General features: G+C 58.6%; 13 protein-coding genes. 4 read left to right on the forward strand and 9 right to left on the reverse strand.

Features of this window, described 5'->3' with window-relative positions; all coding sequences use genetic code 11:
* Positions 1-122 precede the first annotated feature (122 nt).
* Positions 123-1,058: a 2-dehydro-3-deoxygluconokinase gene (gene kdgK, locus KCG39_RS17120; protein ID WP_004126317.1), complete on the forward strand. Its 936-nt coding sequence runs from the start codon at positions 123-125 to the stop codon at positions 1,056-1,058.
* Positions 1,059-1,252: 194 nt separating this feature from the next.
* On the opposite strand, the gene KCG39_RS17125 is transcribed toward kdgK, so the two are convergent.
* From KCG39_RS17125 to bcsR, 9 genes are all read right to left on the reverse strand, one after another.
* Entirely contained in the window at positions 1,253-2,758 is a 1,506-nt protein-coding gene (locus KCG39_RS17125; RefSeq protein WP_004126319.1) for a M16 family metallopeptidase, read from the reverse strand.
* 221 nt (positions 2,759-2,979) lie between these two features.
* Complete coding sequence (locus KCG39_RS17130) at positions 2,980-4,266, reverse strand: dicarboxylate/amino acid:cation symporter (protein WP_004126321.1); 1,287 nt, start codon at positions 4,264-4,266, stop codon at positions 2,980-2,982.
* A gap of 154 nt (positions 4,267-4,420) precedes the next feature.
* A complete protein-coding gene (hmsP, locus tag KCG39_RS17135; protein WP_004126323.1) occupies positions 4,421-6,427 on the reverse strand; it encodes a biofilm formation regulator HmsP in 2,007 nt (668 codons plus the stop codon).
* Between the two features lie 411 nt (positions 6,428-6,838).
* A complete protein-coding gene (gene bcsC / locus KCG39_RS17140; RefSeq protein ID WP_004126325.1) occupies positions 6,839-10,324 on the reverse strand; it encodes a cellulose synthase complex outer membrane protein BcsC in 3,486 nt (1,161 codons plus the stop codon).
* Positions 10,306-11,415 carry a cellulose synthase complex periplasmic endoglucanase BcsZ gene (gene bcsZ, locus KCG39_RS17145; protein ID WP_185910497.1) on the reverse strand — a complete coding sequence of 370 codons (1,110 nt, stop codon included), beginning with the start codon at positions 11,413-11,415 and terminating at the stop codon, positions 10,306-10,308. The genes bcsC and bcsZ overlap by 19 nt, the downstream gene beginning before the upstream one ends.
* Before the next feature lie 3 nt (positions 11,416-11,418).
* Positions 11,419-13,752 (reverse strand): cellulose biosynthesis cyclic di-GMP-binding regulatory protein BcsB, encoded by a 2,334-nt coding sequence (gene bcsB / locus KCG39_RS17150; protein ID WP_004126329.1) that lies wholly within the window; start codon positions 13,750-13,752, stop codon positions 11,419-11,421.
* A 10-nt stretch (positions 13,753-13,762) separates the two neighbouring features.
* Positions 13,763-16,381, reverse strand: a complete 2,619-nt coding sequence (gene bcsA / locus KCG39_RS17155; protein WP_139529913.1) for a UDP-forming cellulose synthase catalytic subunit — start codon at positions 16,379-16,381, stop codon at positions 13,763-13,765.
* Positions 16,378-17,115 carry a cellulose biosynthesis protein BcsQ gene (bcsQ, locus tag KCG39_RS17160; protein ID WP_004126333.1) on the reverse strand — a complete coding sequence of 246 codons (738 nt, stop codon included), beginning with the start codon at positions 17,113-17,115 and terminating at the stop codon, positions 16,378-16,380. Before bcsQ ends, bcsA begins: the two co-directional genes overlap by 4 nt.
* A gap of 11 nt (positions 17,116-17,126) precedes the next feature.
* Positions 17,127-17,315 (reverse strand): cellulose biosynthesis protein BcsR, encoded by a 189-nt coding sequence (bcsR, locus tag KCG39_RS17165; RefSeq protein ID WP_004126335.1) that lies wholly within the window; start codon positions 17,313-17,315, stop codon positions 17,127-17,129.
* Positions 17,316-17,482: 167 nt separating this feature from the next.
* Between bcsR and bcsE the strand changes: the two genes are divergently transcribed.
* Genes bcsE through bcsG form a run of 3 tightly spaced genes read left to right on the forward strand, consistent with a single transcriptional unit; the run spans position 17,483 to position 20,906 of the window.
* The gene (gene bcsE, locus KCG39_RS17170; protein ID WP_142468089.1) at positions 17,483-19,039 is read left to right on the forward strand and encodes a cellulose biosynthesis protein BcsE; all 1,557 of its coding nucleotides are present in this window, start codon (positions 17,483-17,485) and stop codon (positions 19,037-19,039) included.
* Entirely contained in the window at positions 19,036-19,233 is a 198-nt protein-coding gene (gene bcsF, locus KCG39_RS17175; RefSeq protein ID WP_004126340.1) for a cellulose biosynthesis protein BcsF, read from the forward strand. The genes bcsE and bcsF overlap by 4 nt, the downstream gene beginning before the upstream one ends.
* Positions 19,230-20,906 carry a cellulose biosynthesis protein BcsG gene (gene bcsG, locus KCG39_RS17180; protein WP_004126343.1) on the forward strand — a complete coding sequence of 559 codons (1,677 nt, stop codon included), beginning with the start codon at positions 19,230-19,232 and terminating at the stop codon, positions 20,904-20,906. Before bcsF ends, bcsG begins: the two co-directional genes overlap by 4 nt.
* The last annotated feature ends 66 nt before the right edge of the window (positions 20,907-20,972 follow it).

The following is a 20,972-nucleotide window of genomic DNA, read 5'->3' on the forward strand; positions in this document are numbered from 1 at the left end:
GTTTTCGTCACATAATCCGCGCCAGGTCAAAAAAATAATGGAACGTTGTTTTAATATCATTGACCATAAAAGCGGCCCAGCGCACACTAGGGTTAATATTGATTTAATTTCAGGTCATCACTATGTCTAAGAAAATTGCCGTCATCGGCGAATGCATGATTGAGCTGTCAGAGAAAGGCGCGGCGGTAAATCGCGGCTTTGGCGGCGATACCTTAAACACTTCCGTCTACATTGCGCGTCAGACTGACGCCAGTGCGCTGGGCGTGCACTACGTTACCGCCCTGGGAACGGATACCTTCAGCCAGCAAATGCTTGAATCCTGGCAGAGCGAGAATGTCCAGACTGACCTGATTCAGCGCATGGCCGACCGGCTACCGGGCCTCTACTACATCGAAACCGACGATACCGGCGAGCGCACCTTTTATTACTGGCGTAATGAAGCCGCGGCGAAGTTCTGGCTGGAGAGCGAACAGTCCGCGGCCATCTGTGAAGAGCTGGCGACCTTTGATTATCTGTATCTCAGTGGCATTAGCCTGGCGATCCTTAGCCCAACCAGCCGCGAGAAGCTGCTGACCCTGCTGCGTGAGTGCCGGGCGAACGGTGGCAAAGTTATCTTTGATAACAACTATCGCCCGCGCCTGTGGAGCAGCAAAGAGGAGACGCAGCAGGTTTATCAGCAGATGCTGAGCTGCACCGATATCGCCTTCCTGACCCTCGATGACGAAGACGCGCTGTGGGGCGAGAAGCCGGTTGCGGAAGTGATTGCCCGCACCCACGCCGCCGGCGTGGAAGAAGTGGTGGTTAAGCGCGGCGCAGACTCCTGCCTGGTGGCGATTGCCGGACAGCCGCAGCGGGAAGTCCCGGCCGTTAAGCTGCCGAAAGAGAAAGTGGTTGATACCACCGCGGCGGGCGATTCGTTCAGCGCTGGCTACCTGGCCGTGCGCCTGACCGGGGGCGATGCTGAATCGGCGGCCAAACGCGGGCATCTGACCGCCAGCACGGTGATCCAGTATCGCGGCGCGATTATCCCGCGCGAGGCGATGCCGCAGGAGCTATAGCAGAAGCATCGGCGCTGCTGCTTCCCGGCTTGCGCTGCGCTTAGCCGGGCTACGAGTTTACCGCCGTCTGCGGGCCGGTGGCCCGGACAAGGCGCACCAGCGCCGTCTCCGGGAAAATCACCGGGCCAACCCAGCAATACTTAAAACAGATTAGCCATAAACCTCACCGGATAGCCACGCTATCCGGTTTTGCTTTACTGCCCTGGCGGGATATCCGTCGCTTCGTTACGCCCTTGCACAACGTCTCCGTTACTGCTGGGCGCCGCTGCGGCCGCCGGCGCTGGCGCCATCAGCTTTTCCCACGTCGCCTGCAGATCCTTCATGTTGTATTCCGGCTCGCCCTGCGGCTGCTGCAACACCAGCGCCATATCCTGCGACAGTTGCTGACGCAGGTACTGATTCAGCATGTCGACCGTCAGCGAATTGAGAAACTCCTGGCGCAGCTTCTGATACTGCTCGGGCGCGATATCCACCACCTGATTTTGCAACGAACGCATCCGCTGGCTAATCAGGATCCAGGTATCGGTGCGCGCATAGGTGGCGAATAGCTTCTGTAGCTCGAGGTTTTTCTGCGCGATCAGAGCATCAAACTCCTCCTGCGGCAGGCCGTTATCGCGTACTTTCGCCAGCTCGCGCGCTACGGTGGTTAAGTTGGCGTTCAGGCGCTCGCCCGGCGATTCGATATTGATCGCGCACTGGGCGCGCTGGTAGAGGACGCGGCAGTCAAAGCCAAGGCCGATATCCTTAATATTACTTTTGCTCAGATTCTGCTGTACGTGCCAGAACAGCGCTTCCCGGGCCAGATCGTCACGCCAGTAGCGCTGTAGAGCGACCGAGTCGCGGATCGGCTGCCACGGCGCATCCCACATCAGCGACAGCTTATCCTGGCGCACCGCATCGGTCATGATGCTGACCGGTGTCGTCGGCAGCGGCGACAGTGTAGGAACCGCCACCGGCGTTTCGCGCTTGCCCTTCAGGCCGCCGAACGTTTTGTTGATTTGCTCCGCAACGCTGCGGCTGTCAACGTTGCCGACCACAATCAGGGTCATGGCATCCGGCGTGTACCACTTCTGGTAATATTCTTTTAGCTGAGCAATATCAACCGGTTGCTTCAGGGGTGCCGCCGGATCGTGCCCCAGCATGGTGGACCCTTTCAGCCGATAGCGCCACCAGCCTTCTTTGGTATCGGCAGGCCAGGTCGCCACCATATCTTCGCCCTGCAGCGCGTGGTTGACCGCTTCCGGGGTGATCGACATTTTACCGCCGGCGCTGGCCAGCCAGCTCAGGGCCTCTTTCAGCAGATCGTTACGGTTATTCGGTAAGCTCAGGTTAAACAAACTGTAGTCATAAGAGACGATGGCGGGCGGCTGAGGACGCTTCGGATCAATACTCTGCTGCCATAGCGAACGGGCCTGCATGGTCGGGAGGCCGCCGTTTTGCGTCAGCGCGAGACGCGGGATAAAGTGGCTAAAGCCGCTCTGCTGAGTGCTTTCGCTCAGCGAGCCAATATTCACGGACAGGCGAACTTCGATACGATCGCTGGGACGCTGCGGGGTGGCCAGAACCTGCCACTGAAACCCGTTCGCCAGTGTCCCCTGTTGCCAGGCCGGGTCCGGCTGGAGCGCTTCTGCCTGCACATAACCGACCGTCGCCATCATCAGCAAACCACCGGTTAAGAGTCGAATTTTTGTGCCCTGCATGTGAACCCCTGATGAACAATCCTGGTTACAACAGCGGCCCACGGGAGGGCCGCCGAAAAAATATGGTGAGTTAAGTACGTCGGTTAGACCACACGGAGATGAAAATGTCGCATGTTGACGTGAAATAATCATAAGGGCCACCGCCGCGTAAGCGACAGTGACCCCTAATTATGCGCAGGAGCCCGTACTCCAGCAAGGGACTACGGGCCTAACAGATGGATTTATGAGGATAATTCGTGCGATTTGTTTACCGGCGTACGGTTATTCAGCACATCATCGAGCTGCTGTGAGTCCAGCTCTTTAACCCATTTCGCGACCACAATAGTCGCGACGCCGTTACCCACCAGGTTGGTCAGCGCGCGCGCCTCGGACATAAAACGGTCGATACCAAGGATCAGCGCCAGACCGGCGACCGGCAAGTGGCCGACGGCGGAAATCGTCGCCGCCAGGACGATAAAGCCGCTGCCCGTCACCCCCGCCGCGCCCTTCGAGGAGAGCAGCAGCACCACCAGCAGGGTTATCTGATGGAAAATATCCATATGGCTGTTCGTCGCCTGGGCGATAAACACCGCCGCCATCGTCAGGTAGATTGAGGTTCCATCGAGGTTAAAGGAGTACCCCGTCGGGATAACCAGCCCCACCACCGACTTACGGCAGCCCAGCTTTTCCATCTTATCGAGCATACGCGGCAGCGCCGACTCGGATGAAGAGGTGCCCAGCACGATCAGCAGCTCTTCGCGGATATAGCGGATAAATTTAAAGATGCTGAAGCCGGTGGCTTTGGCGATTGACCCCAGCACCACCACCACAAACAGGATACAGGTGATGTAGAAGCAGACGATCAGCTGGCCAAGCTGCACCAGCGTACCGACGCCGTATTTGCCGATGGTAAAGGCCATGGCCCCGAAAGCGCCAATCGGCGCCAGGCGCATAATCATATTGATGATGCCGAAGATCACCTGCGAGAAGCTTTCGATAACATTAAAAATCAGCTGGCCTTTGCTGCCGAGGCGGTGCAGCGCGAAACCAAACAGCACCGCAAACATCAGTACTTGCAAAATGTTGCCGCTGGCGAAAGCGCCAATCACGCTGCCGGGGATAATATCGAGCAAAAATGCCACGATCCCCTGGTCCTTCGCCTGTTCGGCGTAAACCGCCACGGCCTTCGCGTCGAGGGTCGCCGGGTCAACGTTCATTCCCGCGCCGGGTTGCACCACGTTAACGATAATCAGGCCGATGATCAGCGCAATGGTACTCACGATTTCAAAATAGAGCAGCGCCACCGCGCCGGTGCGGCCGACGGCCTTCATGCTCTCCATCCCGGCAATCCCCGTCACGACGGTACAGAAGATAACCGGGGCAATAATCATTTTAATCAGCTTAACGAAGGCATCGCCGAGGGGTTTCATCTGCGCACCCAATTCCGGGTAAAAATGGCCCAGCAGAATACCGATCGCTATGGCCGAGAGAACCTGGACATAAAGGCTTTTAAAGAAAGAGATTTTCATAGGGTGTCCTTTGGATATAACCACAGACCGTGAGGGGGTATTGCGTCCGTGGCTTAAAAATAACACCCATGAAACATTTCAGAAATAACGAGTGATGAAATTGAAATGTAATTGTTAATTTATTTGAGCTGACTCGCGTAAGCTAACAATGCGTTTACAAACTTGCATCCTCTACGGCGGCGGGTAAAAAGCGGGCGATAAAAGCTTCAGGCGGCATGGCGCAGCCAAAAAGATACCCTTGCACCGTCTCGACCCCCGCCACCTGCAGCCAGCGGTACTGGGTATCGGTTTCGACGCCTTCCGCGACAATGCGCAGATTCAGTCCGCGCGCCAGCTGGATAATCGCAGGCACCATACTGATGTCATTCGGCAGCATATCGATAAAGACTTTATCGATTTTCAGGATATCCACCGGCAGCGATTTAATATGCTGCAGCTGGCGCAGTCCCGCGTAGCCCATACCAAAGTCATCCAGCGCAATCCGCACTCCCGCTTCACGCAGCGGACGCAGCAGGGAAATAATCGCCTGCGGGTCGTCTATCCGCCGGCTTTCGGTGACCTCCAGAACCAACGTACCCGGCGCGATGCGATAGCGTGCGAGCAGGGCCAGCATCTCCTCGCCGCGATCGTGATGCAGCAGTTGTAGCAACGACACGTTGACCGACAGCGGCAGCATGATGCCCTGGTTTTGCCAGGCGGCAAGCTGACGGCAAGCCTCCTCCATCACCCAGTAGCCAACCGGGATCATCAGTCCGCAGGCTTCAATACGCTCAATCAGATCGCCCGGCAGCGACCAGCTCCCGTCCGCCTGCCGTTGACGCAGCAGCACTTCCGCTCCGCACACATTACCGCTGCTGGCGTCCACCTGCGGCTGTAGCCAGATAGCAAATTGCTGGTTATCAAGCGCCGTCAGAATATCGTGCTCTTCCATCAGGCGGCGCTGCGCTTTTTCCATCTGGTGCGGATCGAAGAATTCAATCTGGTTTTTCCCTTTACGACGCGCGGTCACGGCGGCGGAAAACGCCCGACGGTAGAGTTGTTCGCCGTTAATGTCGCCGTTAAACATCGCAATACCGATACTGGCGCAGGGGCGCAGCTGGATCCCGTGCAGCGGCAAACGTTCATTTAAGACAGTAAGTACTTGCTTACTTAACGTCACCGCCTGCCAGGGTTCGCTGATACCGTGGGCCAGAATCGCGAAGTCGTAGCCGCTCACCTGGGTCAGCACCATCTGCGCCGGGATAATCGCCCGCAGCTTTTCAACAAGGGTTAGCAGCAGCATTTCACGCTGCGTCTCTTTCAGTACGCCAGCGGTATCCTGTAGCGTTTCGCAGGCGACAATCAGCAGCGCCGAGGCCTGCGGGCGGGCGACGGTTTGCTCCAGCATGGCCATCAGAAAGGCTTTGTTCGGCAGCTCGGATACCGGGAAACGGGTCGACTGCAAAGAGAGCTCGTCGTGCATGCGCAGCAGCGTCTGCTGGTTGCGGTTGTAGCTACGCACCAGCATGCCGATTTCATCATCATGATGTAAACGCGGCAGCGTGAGCTGATGGCCCAAACGCTCATGCTGCGGGACATCGTTCAGCTCACGGGCGATTTTACGCAGCGGGCGGACGATCAGGCGGTTGATACACCAGGTAATCGCCACCGTCAGAATCAGCACCAGGAGTAAGTAAGCAGTCACTAACGTTGCGAGCGCGCTCATGACGAATTTATACATGCGGTAGGAATCGGCCTGCAGCACCAGATAGGCCAGCGGTTGCGGGTTGGCCGGGCGCTCCAGGGAGTAAATTGGCAGAGAAATCTGTACCGGCAGTTCGAACATGCGGGTGATCGTTACCGGCACCGGGCGTTCGGGAATAAAGCGCATCCGTAGCGCCTGGAACTGGTTGGGCAGCACGACATCCGCCCGGCTGACGATGCCTGCGGGCTGAATACGGCTCAGAATGGCTTCCGCCTCAGGGATATCGGCTTTCAGGATAGCCGCTGACAGCGGTTCGCGAACGGAACGCGCGATGCTTTCTAACTGCGTGGCCGTGGTAAAGCGACTCTGCTGGACGAAGTGAAACAGCAGAATAGAACAGAAGACCAGTACAAACGCCATGGACACGCTCGCGACCATCGCCATCTGTTTAATTGTAAGTGAACGGCTGACGCGCAACGGGGGTTCTCCACTGAAACTGAACGTATATCGGGTATAGATCCCTCTCACCGATCGTTATCAGGCTGATTATATACTTAAATTGTTCGCTCACGCCCGCCAGGCGCGAAGCAATGCCATCGGGAGGCTTTCCCGCAGGCTACACGGGTCGGTAAAGCACAGCGCGACCGGGGAACATTCCCGGGCGGCGGCTGACGCCTTACCGGGCTACAAAACCGTCCGGGTGATAAGTTCACCACCGCCATCGGGCCGGTGGCCCGGACAGGCGCCCCTGGCGCCGCCTCCGGGATGCAGCGCGCAGTGCAGCTTCAGCGCCACCGGAAAGGGAATCTGCGTGCCTGGCTGAAGGCAACGAGTATACGCGAAGAGCGCCGTGGAGTGGCGCCCTGTCGCATAATTCAGTCTAATCTGCTACCAGTCAGCGTAAGGGACCAACGGCTGCGGCGGCATATCCATATCGCCTTGCCAGCCGGAAGCTGAATAGCGGACGTACAGCAGCGCGTGGCTCGGGGTGTAATCTTTCGCCTGCTGAATATCCACCGCCGCCCCGACAAACCAGTTGCTGGTCACCCGTCGCTCAATCAGCGCCCGCGCGGTATAACCGACGCCGGAACTGCTGCTGCCCTCTTCCGTAAGCTGGCTGGCATCATGGCGATACTGCGAGGGAATCAAATTGAGCAGCGGATAGCGCGCCTCGGTTTTGGTGCGCGAATGGGACCATGACACCGAGCCTCCCAGCTCCCATGACCAGTTCTCCGTCCGCTGACGCCAGGTGACCGGCACCGAGAAGGAGACATATTCCTGCGGACTGTAGTAACCGCCCTGACCCAGTGTATAGCCGCTGAGATCCTTATCGTAGTGCCAGAGCATATTGTTCAGGCCGACGGTGACCCGGCGGTTATCTTCGTTAATCACTTTATAGTAGTAGCCGGTCATCCAGCGCACGCGCCAGTTGTCGGCGACGTTTTTCCCGGTCAACTGGTCGATGCCCAGCGAAGACCAGACGCCGTTGGCCTCGCCTTTATCGTAGCTCAGACTCACACCGCCGCCGTCGGCGCGCACTCCGCCCCAGGTCTTGCCGGTATGGCCGTCGTTAGGGTTATCTTTCTGCCCGCCAAAGGCCAGCAGCGAGCTGGAGATGGGGCGTCGGTGGAGGTTAACGGTGTAGCCCAGCGGGCCAACGTCGCTGCTGTAGCTCAGGCCGCCCACCACATCAACGACGTTAAAGCCCATCGGCGTAGTGCCGATATCGCCGCTCCAGGTATCATTCTTCCAGCCCACCGCGACGCTGGCGCCGCTGTCGCTCTGGTGTTTGCTGCCGCCGGTACAGGCGATTTCACCGCAGGTACCCCAGCTCGGCGAATAGCTGCCGTCGCTCTTCGTCGAAAAACTCCCGGCGTCCATATTCACCAGATCGGTACGGAAGAACATGCGCCCGTCGGCCAGCGGCGCGTCCACGTGCAGCATTGTGGTATGCGCTTTCAGGTCGGAATAGCCGCCGGTACCGCTGGAGCCCCAGTAATCATGTTCGAGGGTGACGTTAAGATCTTGCTGACGATAAAGATCGGCGGCGTCGCTGCGGATCCCGCGCTTCAGCCAGTCATCGCTGCTGTCGTTACGTGTCAGCCGCGTAAAGGTGTCGTTATCCTGTGGGCGCTCGCGGGCGACGCCGGAGGCCACCATTGCATCTTTATAGCCTTCCAGCGCCTGCTGCGGCTCGCCGTTCTGCGCCTGGAAACGCGCGGCGTCGCGCAGCACCAGCGCGCTTTCCATTGACGGCGGCTGCGCTTTCGCCTGCGGCACGATGCGGGCGAAGGTTTGCTGCGCCTGAGCGCGATCGCCCAACCCGGCCTGCGCCAGGGCGATACGCCGCTGCATATTGATAGAATCGATGTCTTCGCCCTTGAGCTGCGCCACCTGGGCGCGGGCGGCATTTTTATCGCCATCGGCAAGATACACTTCCGCCAGGCCCAGACGCGCATCGCCGTTGTCCGGCTGCTGCCCCAGCACCCGCTGATATTCAGCAATCGCCGTCAGGCTGTCGCCGCGCTGCTGCGCCCAGTCCGCTAGCGTCAGCGCGTAGCGCACCGACGTCGGCTGCTGTTGAATCAGCGCGATCGCCCGGTCTTCCTGGCCGCTATCGCGCAGCTGGTTTGCCTGACGCAAGATCCTGTCGCTTTGCAGACGCGCCTCCAGCTCGCGGATATTATCCGTCCACTGGCCGCGCGGCAGGGCGTTAATCTGCGCCAGCGCCATCTCATCCTGGTTATTCCCGGATAAATAGAGGCCGTAGGCGTAAACCCGGTCGGCATCGCCAGGCTGGCGATTGACCATCGCGCGCATGATCGCATCGGCTTCGCTGCGGCTGCCCGCGCTGACCAGATCCCGCGACAGACGGTAGGCGATCCACACGCTATCCGGATCCAGCGCCAGCCGTCTGCGCTGCACTTCCGCCGCCTGCGCCCAGTTGCCCTGGCTCTCCAGCGCTTCGGCCTGTTTCTCCAGCCGATCGTTCGTCAGGCTGCGTTCAATATCATCAATGCTGCGCCGCTGGCCCGGCGACAGGCTGGCGATATACGCGCTGGCTTTTTCCGGCGATTCGGCGCGATACAGATTCGCCAGACCGCGCACCGCCAGGCTGTTGCCGCGATCCATTCGCAGCGCGCGCTGGTAGTAGCGCTCCGCCGCCGCGTTTTCTTTACGCGCCGCCGCCACGTCGCCCAGCCCCAGCACCGCATAGCTGTCGGTATTGTCTATACGCTGCGCCTGGGCGTAATTATTTTGCGCCTGCGCCAGCTGGCCGCTTTTGAGGGCGCTATCGCCCTGCTTAATCAGCAGCCAGTAGCGGTTAGTCTTGAGCAGGCTGTCCCACTTATCGCGGCTCGGGCTATCCGGGTCCATTTTGATGGCTTTACTCAGTTGGGCCACCGCCCGCGCCCGATCGCCGCGCTGGGAGTACGCCTGCCCCAATGCGCCAACCGCGTCGCTGTCTTTGGCATCCGCCCGTACGGCCTGCTGCAAATCGGCCACGGCCACCGAACCTTTCCCGGCCTTCACCGCCGCCAGCCCCTCCGCGCGGTCGCGGAACGTCGGGTCTTTTAGCTGCGTCTGCTGCTGATCGAGCAGGACGCGGGCATTGGCCGAGGTGGAACCGGTGGGAAACTGCATGAGAAAGCGCTGCAGCGCCTGCACGCTGGCCCGGCTGACCGGCATGCTTTTCACTTCGTTAAACCAGATGTCCGCCGCGATACCGCGGCCCGCCGCCGAGCGGGACATCTGCTCCAGATAAGCAAATCCCTCTTCGGGCTTATTATCGCCAAACATCTGTTTCGCCAGCGCCGTTTGCAGCGAGACGTTGCCCGGCAAGCGGGCGTTAAGTTTTTTCAGCTGATTGATGCCTTCGTTATGACGGGCGGGAAGCCGCGCCACCAGCGTCCAGTACTCAATCGCCGCGTCATCATCATCAGGAACGCCGTTAAACAGCTTCTCGTAAGCGGCGATGGCTTCATCAACCTTCCCTGCCACGCCCAGCAGACGAGCCTGCTGCAGCTCCTGGCGACCATCGCCGGTGCTGCTTTTCATCTCATCGCGCGAGGCTTTCAGCTCAGGCGATTCCGGCGCCAGCTTCGCCAGACGTTCCAGCTGCTGCTTCGCGCCGGCGGTATCGCCCTGGCGGAGAAGATAGCGCATCCGCGCGGCAACAACGTCCGGATTATTCGGGTCGATCAATTCCAGGCGATAGAGCGACTGGCGCACCAAATCCTCACGTTTGCTGGCCTCACCGAGGCGGACCTGCTCCAGTAGATGCTCCTGAACAGGGGTAGTCGCGGCATGCGCCAGCGGCATCAGCGCGACGCCCAGGGAGAGAGTGAATAAGCTTAGTGAGAACTTGTGCATTCCTGGTTCCAGTCAGGCCGTAATTCACCGCCAGCGGTGAAACGAAAACGGTGTTGATCCCATCCCTGGCCGAAAAGGGTCAGGACCGCGCTGTAGTATGCATCCGCCCCGGGATAGTCATCGGCGACGCGCTGGCGCTGAATGGCGCGGGCATCTTCCTTCTGCAAGAACGGCAGTAACGCCGCAGAGAAGCCGACGGGGCCATTACCGGTGGTTTTACCGGTCGCGATGTTGGTTTTTTCTGGCGGCACGCCCTGTGCAACCGTCTGGGCCGCCATCGGTTTAAAGCGCGCCAGCAGGGGGGCTTTTTGCTTATCGCCGTCATCGAGCATACCGGTCCACAGATAGACGCGGATGGCGTCATAGCTGCCGATAATCGGTTTATCCGCTTTTAGCTGCCAGCCTTTCCCTTTCTGGTAGCGCACCCAGTCAGGCGAGAAGCCTTTTGGCGCGGTCTCCAGCAGCAGGCGCAGATTGTTGTCGCGTATTTTCGGCCAGGGTGCGCCAAAAGCGGCAAAATAGGTTGCCAGCTGTGGCGGTAGGTAGCTGGGATTGAAACGCCAGCCGCCGTCATCAACAAAGCCGACTTTTCCCGGCAGTACCAACGGCCCCAGTCCCGGCACCGTGGCGACCTCTTCTTCGGCAATACGCGCCAGCAGCGCTTTGCCGACTTCCGTATAGTGAGGCGTTTGCCACAGACGTCCGGCTTCCAGCAGCGCCCAGGCTATCCACAGGTCGGAGTCCGAGGCGGAGTTGCTGTCCAGCACCGTCCACTGGTCATCGCTCTTTTTCCCCCACAGCCAGCCCGGCAGGTGCGCGCGCAGATCGCCCTCAGCAAGATTGTTTTGCGTCCACTCAAACAGCTTGCGGAAGCCGTCGCGATCGTTAGCCGCCAGAGCAAAGAACAGCCCGTAGCTTTGTCCTTCTGAGGTGGTGATTTTTCGCACATCGCTGGGATCGATAACCCGACCTTCGGCGCTGACGTACTCTTTTTTAAACTGCTCCCAGGCCGGCCACTGGCAGGCGGCGCTCACCTGCGCCGCCGCCAGCATCAATACTGATAACACCACACTACGTACCGCGTTCATCATCAATTACTCATCATCAAGATCGAGGCGGCGACGGCTGATAATACGCAGCATGCGCCACAGTACCCATGCCAGCAGAACGATGCTGACCGCCGCCAGAATCGCCAGCAGCACCGGATGGCTGGAGAGCGCAAACCAGATGCGTTCGAACCACGGCAGGTGGCCGATATAGTAAATATCGCCCACCCTCAGGCTGTTAACACCCGACTCACGAATGACCGCAACGGAACCAAACATCGCCGCGCGTTTACCGCTGTCGTTAAGCGCCTGGGTCAGCAGTTCGTTGCCGCGCGGGCTGTCGGCCAGCAGCGCCACGACGCTGCGTTGATCGTTGTACGGCGACTGGAAGCCAATAATCGCCGCCATCGGCCCGGTCGACGTGACGTCGGTGCGGGTATTCGGCGTTCTGGCCTCGGTATCGGGATAGATGCTGGCCAGATCGTAGTGGCGCATCGGCATTTTCACCCAGCTTTTGGTCGCTTCAACCAGCAGGTTGATTTTCGTGTCGTCCTTCAGCGCCTGCGGAATGGAGCCAATCAGCAGCAGGTCGGCGTCTTTATCTTTAATCTGGCTACCATCGTCAGTCATGCGCAGGTTAATGGCCGCCATGCCGGTTTGCGCGCCGATGCCGCCGGCGGTTTCCAGCAGCGTGGCAACCTGGCCCTCGGTCGGCGACCTGGGCACCACGACCAGGGTATCGGCGAGATCGGCCATCCGGCTGTACGGGAAGCCCGCGTTAGCAAAGACGCGCAGATCCGGCATCGCCATAAAGTGATAGTACTTCGAGAAATCGATGGTCGAGTCATCGCCTATCACCACGTGGTTCTGCACCGGCTGGAAGGTAATACAGTTATCGATAGAACCACCCGGCATCGGGTTCATATACTGGAAGTCGAAGCGCAGCTGATTCATGGCGCCGAGGCGCAATGCCGGGATCGTCACTTCCGTTTTGCCGTCCAGCAGCCCCTGCAGCACCGGCAGGCGCAGTATCAGCTTATTCACATCCTGCGAGCTGTTGAGGCTGAAGGACTGTAAGAACTGATCGTTAAGGCTGATATCCATGCGCGAGCTGTCCTTGATCGGTGGCATGGTATAGCGATAGTTCAGGTTCATATCGATGCCGTTGGCGCGCAGCAGGTAGAGATCCGGCGGCAGGTTCAGCGCCACGTTGATGGAATCCGGCACCAGACCGCTGGATTGCAGCTGCTGTTCGTAGGTTTTCAGCTCGGCAAAGGTCACCGCCCGATCGGTACGCACCCAGTTTGGCGCATCGTACGGTTTACGCGCCTGCAGCTGTTTGACATCGTCAACCGTCACGCTGCTGCCGCGGAACAGAATATTGCCCTGGGCTATCCCCTTCGCCGCCTGCAGCAGGTCTTTATCATCCCGCCCGAAGACCACCAGCAGCTTGACGTACGGATTATCCGGGTGGTCGATCATTTCAATCGTCGGCGCCTTAACCGGCGGATGCTCGCGCAGGAAGTCAGGGCGCTTATCGTTGGTCGCAAAAACAATGGCGTTACGGTCAGGCAGTTGGTTGAACTGGACCGGGAACTGCTGGCCGCGCCAGCCCGCCTTGCTACCAAACCAGGAGGCGATAATGGCCGCCGCCTGCTGCTGCAGGACATCCGGTGCGGAGGCGAAGACCATCGGCAGCGTCAGCTGGCGGTTATCGCGCGAATCGTAGAACGGCACCGGGAAATGCGAAAGATCGTTGCGCACGTTCAGCGACTGGTAGGTTAAATCCAGATAGCTTTCGCGACCGACGTCCAGCCATAAGGTGCTGCTGGCCGGGTTTTCACACACATCGCGATAGTGGCCAACGAACTCAAGACGCACGCGGTTAAAGTCGGTGATATAGAGCGGATCGATAGGGATCTGCGCGCTGACTTTTTTGCCCAACTGCTCTTTGGTGACCGGCAGCACGCCCATCAGCTCATCGTTAAGATACACCTTCAGCTGCGACTGCACCGGCAGCAGTGACGGAGAGGGCGTGTAGTCGAGATTCAGCAGCGCTTTCGCTACCACTTCATCGCTGCGCATGCCGAACTCTACCGAACCCTCAGGGCGCGCGCCGCGCAGCACCATGCTGCCCGGAGGCGGGGCGATTTTAGCGAAGGTCAGCTTCACGTCGCGGGTCGGGGCGTTATCCAGCACCACCACCGGCGCCGCTGGGTCGGCAAGCGTCGCCGTGGGCTGGCTGTCCGCCACCGTACCGGCGATACCGGGTACCGTCGTCGTCTGCGTGGCCTGCGGCGCCGGTTCCGCATACGAAGCGAAGGGAGACCAGCCGCCAATGCCCACCGCTACTGCACAAATCAAAGAGAGTTTTCTGTTCATCGCATTATCATCATTGTTGAGCCATCGCCGGTTCTGCCGAGAGTGTCGCCGCTGCGCGTTCCGGACGGCGCGGAATAAACGAGACAAACCAGGCCACCAGCATGGTGAGCGAGCGGAAAATAACCTTCACCGACGGCGGAGAGAACTCCGCCAGGTGACGATATCCACGGAACCCCAGCTTCAGGATATCCAGCAGGCTTTCCATCGGCTTATCTTCCGGGAAGCTATCCTGCCAAAGCGCCCACGTATCTGCGCGGGCAAACGTACACTGTACAAAATCGATATGTTGTTGATTGCTTAACGGCAGCAGCTGTAGCCCAACCTCGCTGCCGTTGACCCGCGCAACCCGCACCGGGAAGGCGTACTCCTGCTGCCCGCGCTTCAGCAGCAGCTTGACGTGCTGACTTTCCAGCACCTGCGCCTCGCCGTGAATCTTGACGCCGAGGCCGCCGTCGGAGTAATCATGGACGGTACAGGAGAACAGGTGCCCGTCATCGCGGGCAATCGCCGCTGGCATCGACATCTCCACGCGGTGCGATCGCCGCACCTGCTTGCTCTCAACCGAGACCGCCACCGCGCCGCCGAGAATAATCAGGTTATAGAACACCCAGATAATGCTCACCCAGACGGTCAGAATTTCGTTTTCCGGGCCGTACATAAAGCGCCAGATCCCCACCCCGACGCCGACCAGGTTCAGCAGCACGAGGTAGATATAGGGACGAGAGATCACCCAGTCGACGTACTCGTCCTCCACCAGGCCGCCTTTCGCCGTCACGTTGAATTTGCCCTTATGCGGGTTAATCAACGCGACAAAGGTCGGCGGCGCGATATACCACGCCAGCACCGTTTCATAAATTTCACTCCAGAAAGAGTGGCGGTATTTGCCCTGAATCTTCGAGTTGGTCAGGCTGGCGTGAATCATATGCGGCAGCACGAACAGGGCGATCATCAGCGCTGGCGCATAGATGATATAGGCGTGCAGCAGCAGAAACGCCAGCGGCGCGGTCAGGAAGATCAGCCGCGGAATACCGGACAGAAAGTGCAGCATCGCGTTGACGTAGCAGACGCGCTGCGCCAGCTTCAGCCCTTTGCCAAACAACGGGTTATCAAGGCGGAAAATTTGTACCATCCCGCGGGCCCAGCGGATGCGCTGGCCAATATGCGCCGACAGGCTCTCCGTCGCCAGACCAGCCGCCTGCGGAATACGCATGTAGGCTGAAGTGTGCCCGCGACGGTGCAGGCGCAAAGAGGTGTGGGCGTCTTCCGTCACCGTTTCCACGGCAATGCCGCCGATTTCATCCAGCGGGCCGCGGCGGATCACCGCGCAGGAGCCGCAGAAGAAGGTCGCATCCCACATGTCGTTCCCGTCCTGCACCAGGCCATAAAACAGCGTGCCTTCGTTCGGCGTTTTGCGGAATCGTCCCAGGTTGCGCTCAAACGGGTCCGGGGAAAAGAAGTGGTGCGGCGTCTGCATCATCGCCAGCTCTTTCTCTTTCAGGAACCAGCCCATGGTCATCTGCAGGAACGAACGGGTCGGCACGTGGTCGCAGTCGAAAATCGACACGAACTCGCCCTTGGCGTACTTCAGGGCGTTGTTGATATTGCCGGCTTTCGCGTGTTCGTGGGTGGTGCGCGCGATGTAGTGCACCCCGACGTCTTTGGCGAACTGACGGAACTCTTCGCGCCCGCCGTCGTCGAGGATCCAGATATTGATCTTGTCTTTCGGCCAGTCGATTCCCTGAGAAGCGTAAATGGTGTTTTTCACCACGTTAAGGTCTTCGTTATAGGTCGGCACAAAAATATCGACCGTCGGCCACTGCGCCATATCCTCCGGCAGCGGAACCGGTTGACGGTTCAGCGGCCAGACGACCTGGAAATACCCCAGCACCAGCACCACCCAGGCATAAGTTTCAGCAAACAGCAGAATTATCCCGCACACGAGGCTCACGGGATCATCCCAGTTGAGCGTCGAGGTGTAGCGCCACCAGATGTAGCGGCAGGAGACGGTTAGCGACAGCACGATCAGCATCAGGGCCGAAAAGCGTCCCGGAATACGGCGCACCAGCAGCGCTACGCCCCACAGCAGCAGCAGGAAAATAAACTGCGATAGCGGATTAAACGGCTGGGTAATGCAGAGCAGCGCGAGGATCAGCGAGAAAAAGGTTATCGTGCCCAGAATAAGCCGCCGTATTTTCGGATTCAGGTGCCCCAGCTCTTTATGCTTATCCAGATGGCCGGTACGGGCGTTGACCTTTTCCGGCAGCTTTTCCAGCCACTGGGCGTAGCGCCCGTGGACGCCTTCCAGCGCCGCCAGGGAACGCCAGTTGATCTTTTTATCCGGCTCCGGCGCCCGCGTCGCCAGCAGCCACACGGCTTGCAGCAGGTAGCGAATCGGGTCCAGCGGGCGCGGCCGATACGGATTAATATGTGGGAAAAACTCGCCGTGACGTTCGCGGATAGCCTGCCAGCGCGGCGTTTCCAACGGCATAAACGCCCATGCCAGAGACGCCCACAGGCAGCCCAGCGCGGCCGACAACCACGAGGCGCCGTGCTGGCGGTAATCAAGATAGCGCTCGCTCAGCCGTTTCCCGACCGGCGGCGCCAGCAGCAGCGCGCTCAGGCGAATCATTCCGCCCCCTTGCCGGCGTAGTGCAGCAGACACCAGTTGGCAAGCGTCAGTATCTCTTCCGCCGCCAGCGAGTCCTGGCGGTATTCGCCGAGGGGCTGCTTCGCCGCCAGACACTCCGCCATCGCCTCATCACGATGAATCGTTACCGGCAGAATGCGCCGCTGGCTCTCCAGCCACAGCTGATACAAATCCTCCTGCAGCTGGCTGCCGACGCGCAGATCGTTAATCAAAATATCGCTATTGACCGGCAGCGCCTGCTGATGCAGGCGAATATGGCTATTGCCGTCCGGATGCACGACGACCAGCGTGCGGTCGCAGACGTCAATGAGAGAGCGGGTCAGCGGCGAGTAACCGTCCGGCAGGTCAATCAGCAGCCAGCGGTGATCGCCCTGCTGATGGAGCTTCTGCACGATCCCGGCCATCGGCGCCAGCGTCGGCTGAAGCTGGTCGATATTCTCGCGCTCGCCCGGCGTCAACTGACCAAAAGGCAACAGATCGATATGCGAAGTGTAGCGCAGCCCGGCGTCGCGCCAGTCGGTGCCATCGATCGTGGCGCGCGCCCAGCCCGCTTTATGGCTGAAATCGACGTTGAAAAAGAAGCGCAGCATGTTGTCCGGGCTGGCGTCCACCACCAGTACGGTTTCACCAAGTAACTGCAGCGCCCAGGCCAGCGCAGCGGTTATCGACGTGGTGCCAGTACCGCCGCGCACGCCCTGTAATCCCAGTATCGCCATTGATGGCTTCCTTACTTTTTCTCTGCTAATTCAGCCAGTAATGGCCAACGTTTTAGCGCCGCGGTTAACTGCTCGCGTCGGGAAATATCGTGGTAGTTAATATCAGGCAGGGAAAATGCCCGGCTTAACGCCAGGAAATCATTTTGAAACGTGTAGCCCAAAGTCGCATCGGTGGGTACAGCAGGCTCTTTTGCTGGCATTTCTCTGTCCGTTGGAAAATACAATAAATTAAACCGAGAGGCGTAAGTTCATCCTTAAAATATGTTTACATGCTAAAACTGATGTCCTTTAATTTCAATGTTAGGTTTACTCTGACGCTTTCGCTAGTAAACTAATCAAGTGTAAATCAAGTCTCACGAGGGACGCCGTGGATATCGTATATTCTTTGGGTATTTCATCATTATGGGACGAAGTACGCCATATGCCCATTGGTGGAGTATGGTGGCTGAATGTCGACCGCCATGCTGACGCAGTAAGCCTGCTCAACCATACGCTGGCAGCCCAGGATAAAAAGAGTCAGGTTGCGGCGATAGTCATGGGCGAGAACCCCAATAAAATCATTGCACCAGGAAAAGATCGCGGCCCAGAAAAGATCGCATTGTTTAGCATGCCGAACCGCTTTGAGGGTCTGGCAGAAATGCACCGTGATTTAGTTTGCTCCCTCGAACCTGGCAATTATTTGTTTATTCTGCTATGCGCTGAAAATGCCTGGCAAAATATAAAAAGTGAAGATCTATGCAATTGGGTTGAAAAATCATATCGATGGACTAATTACCATCGTTGTTCATTATTAGTACTTAATTCCGGGCACGATATCGATAAGCAACTCTCCCCTTTATTACGCGAGTACCGCTCGCTTTCCGGCCTGGCAAGTATTCGTTACCAGGGGGATAATCACCTGTTCGATATCGCCTGGTGGGGAAGTGAAAAAGGCATCAGCGCCCGGCAGCAGCTCATTGTTCTCCAGGATGAGAACGGCTGGCAGCTGGCGCAGGATGAAGAAACGGTGGTGCAGCCGCGCAGCGATGAGAAAGTCATTCTCAGCAATCTGCGCGTACTGGAGGGGGCTCCCGCGCTTTCCGAATACTGGACGCTGTTCGATACCAACGACGCCGTTTTCAACGCCGGGAGGATGGCGCAGGCGGCGACGCTGATCTTCTCCATTACCCAGAATGAGCAGATTGAACAGCTGGGACGCTATATCCATACCCTGCGCCGACAGCGCGGCAGTGCGTTAAAAATTATCGTCCGTGAGCAAACGCCAAGCCTGCGCGCCACCGATGAACGCCTGCTGCTGAGTAGCGGCGCCAATATGGTTATTCCCAGCGGCGCGCCGTTATCACGCTGCCTTACGCTTATAGAAAGCGTTCAGAAACAGCAGTTTACTCGCCATATTCCGGAAGATTTTAATACTCTGCTGACCTGGAGCCAGCCGCTAAAACTGCGCGGCTACCAGAAATGGGAGGACTTCTGCGAAGCGGTGCATAATATTATGGCCAACACCATGCTGCCCGCCGATGGCAAAGGCGTGATGGTGGCGCTGCGCCCGGCGCCCGGCCTGCGCGTAGAGCAGGCGCTGACGCTGTGCAAGCCCAACCGCATGGGCGACATTATGACCATCGGCAACAATCGCCTGGTGCTGTTTCTGTCATTTTGCCGGGTGAACGACCTGGATACCGCGTTAAACCATATTTTCCCTTTACCAACCGGCGATATTTTTTCTAACCGTATGATTTGGTTTGAAGATAAGCAAATAACGGCAGAGATCATCCAGATGCGCGGGATTCTGCCGGAGAACTGGAACACGCCGCTGCCCATTTCGCTTGGCAAAAATGAAACCATCAACGCGACCCATGACGGGCGAAGCTGGCGGCGCAACCCCGAGGCGCACCGTCTGTCCCTTGATGGGGAGCCAACCTTATGATGTCTATCGCCGATATTATTCAGCTGGTCGTCCTGTGCGCCCTGCTGTTCTTCCCGCTGGGATACCTGACGCGCCACTACCAGCGGCGTATTCGCACCACGTTAAGACTGATGTTCTTTAAACCCCGTTATGTCAAACCGGCTGGCGTGCTGCGCCGGGAAGCGGCATCCAGGCAAGGCAAACCAACGAAATGACCAAACCCAAAACACCCACCGCGTCGCTTCCGCTCTGGCGGTACTGGCGAGGCTTATCTGGCTGGAACTTCTACTTTCTGGTGAAGTTCGCTTTGCTATGGGCGGGATACCTCAATTTTCATCCCATGTTAAACCTGGTGTTTCTGGCCTTCCTGCTGGTGCCGATTCCGCAGTATAAGCTGCACCGCATCCGCCACTGGATAGCGATCCCGCTGGGCTTTATGCTGTTCTGGCACGACACCTGGCTGCCCGGCCCGGAAAGCATTGCCAGCCAGGGCTCGCAGATTGCCGGCTTCAGCGCCGACTATATCTGGGATTTGGTGACCCGCTTTATTAACTGGAATATGGTCGGCGCTTTCTTCGTGCTGCTGGTTCTGTGGCTGTTTATCAGCCAGTGGCTGCGGGTGACGGTTTTCGTCTCTGCAATCATGGTCTGGCTGGTCGTCAGCCCGCTGCTGCCCTCTTTCACCCTTTGGCCGGCAGGTCAGCCAACGGCAGTGGCGGCGAACACCACCGCGAATACGACCGGCGGTACGGCCATCGCGACCAATACCGCACCGGCGAATAACGATATTCCGCCGCAAACCGAGCCGCCGACTTCAGCCAATCTGACCAACTGGCTGAACGCCTTTTATGCTTCTGAGCAGAAACGTAAAACCACTTTCCCGGACGCGCTTCCGGCCGATGCCCAGCCGTTTGATGTCCTGATTATCAATATCTGCTCGCTCTCATGGTCAGACATTGAAGCAGCCGGGCTGACGGACCATCCGCTGTGGAAGCATTTCGACCTGCTGTTCAAAAACTTTAACTCGGCGACCTCCTACAGCGGCCCGGCGGCGGCGCGTCTGCTGCGCGCCAGCTGCGGCCAGCTCTCGCACGCCAACCTCTACCAGCCGTCAGGTAGCGAATGCTATCTGTTTGAAAACCTCGCGAAGCTGGGCTTTACTCAGCAGTTGATGCTCGGTCACAACGGTATCTTCGGCGATTTCCTGAAAGAACTACGCTCGCTGGGCGGTATCCAGAGCCCGCTGATGGATCAATCCGGCCTGCCGGTGATTCTGCAGGGCTTTGACGGCTCCCCGGTCTATGACGACCAGGCAACGCTGAACCGCTGGCTGCAGACGCTGGATAAGCTGAATACGCCGCGCACGGCGACCTTCTACAACACGCTGCCGCTGCATGACGGTAACCACTATCCGGGCCAGAGCAAAACCGCGGACTATAAAGCCCGTGCGCAGAAGTTCTTCGATGAGCTGGACAGTTTCTTCACTGAACTGGAGAAATCGGGGCGTAAGGTGCTGGTCATCGTCGTACCGGAACACGGTGCAGCATTGAAAGGCGACAAAATGCAGGTTTCCGGCCTGCGCGATATTCCCAGTCCGTCCATTACTAACGTTCCTGCGGCGGTGAAATTCTTCGGCATTAAAGCGCAACATCCCGATGCGCCGATAATCATCAACCAGCCAAGCAGCTACCTGGCGATTTCTGAGCTGGTGGTTCGCGCCCTCGACGGCAAGATGTTTGACGAAAACGACATCAACTGGCAGCAGTATATAGCCAACCTGCCGCAGAGCGCGGCGGTGTCGGAAAACTCCAACGCTATCGTCATTCAGTACCAGGGGAAACCGTATGTTCAGCTGAACGGCGGCAGTTGGGTCCCTTATCCGCAGTAAACGAAAAGGCCGCAGGATGTTACCCCTGCGGCCCCGTTCGGGCGCATGCTGCCACTAAGGCAGGCA

The organism is Klebsiella pasteurii, assembly GCF_018139045.1.
Lineage (GTDB): Bacteria > Pseudomonadota > Gammaproteobacteria > Enterobacterales > Enterobacteriaceae > Klebsiella > Klebsiella grimontii.

Coding starts and splice junctions, on each gene's coding strand:
- bcsF (WP_004126340.1), top strand. CDS start 19,036: ATGATGTCTATCGCCGATATTATTCAGCTGGTCGTCCTGTGCGCCCTG.
- bcsR (WP_004126335.1), bottom strand. CDS start 17,315: ATGCCAGCAAAAGAGCCTGCTGTACCCACCGATGCGACTTTGGGCTAC.
- bcsG (WP_004126343.1), top strand. CDS start 19,230: ATGACCAAACCCAAAACACCCACCGCGTCGCTTCCGCTCTGGCGGTAC.
- KCG39_RS17130 (WP_004126321.1), bottom strand. CDS start 4,266: ATGAAAATCTCTTTCTTTAAAAGCCTTTATGTCCAGGTTCTCTCGGCC.
- bcsC (WP_004126325.1), bottom strand. CDS start 10,324: ATGCACAAGTTCTCACTAAGCTTATTCACTCTCTCCCTGGGCGTCGCG.
- bcsQ (WP_004126333.1), bottom strand. CDS start 17,115: ATGGCGATACTGGGATTACAGGGCGTGCGCGGCGGTACTGGCACCACG.
- KCG39_RS17125 (WP_004126319.1), bottom strand. CDS start 2,758: ATGCAGGGCACAAAAATTCGACTCTTAACCGGTGGTTTGCTGATGATG.
- bcsA (WP_139529913.1), bottom strand. CDS start 16,381: ATGATTCGCCTGAGCGCGCTGCTGCTGGCGCCGCCGGTCGGGAAACGG.
- kdgK (WP_004126317.1), top strand. CDS start 123: ATGTCTAAGAAAATTGCCGTCATCGGCGAATGCATGATTGAGCTGTCA.
- bcsB (WP_004126329.1), bottom strand. CDS start 13,752: ATGAACAGAAAACTCTCTTTGATTTGTGCAGTAGCGGTGGGCATTGGC.
- bcsZ (WP_185910497.1), bottom strand. CDS start 11,415: ATGATGAACGCGGTACGTAGTGTGGTGTTATCAGTATTGATGCTGGCG.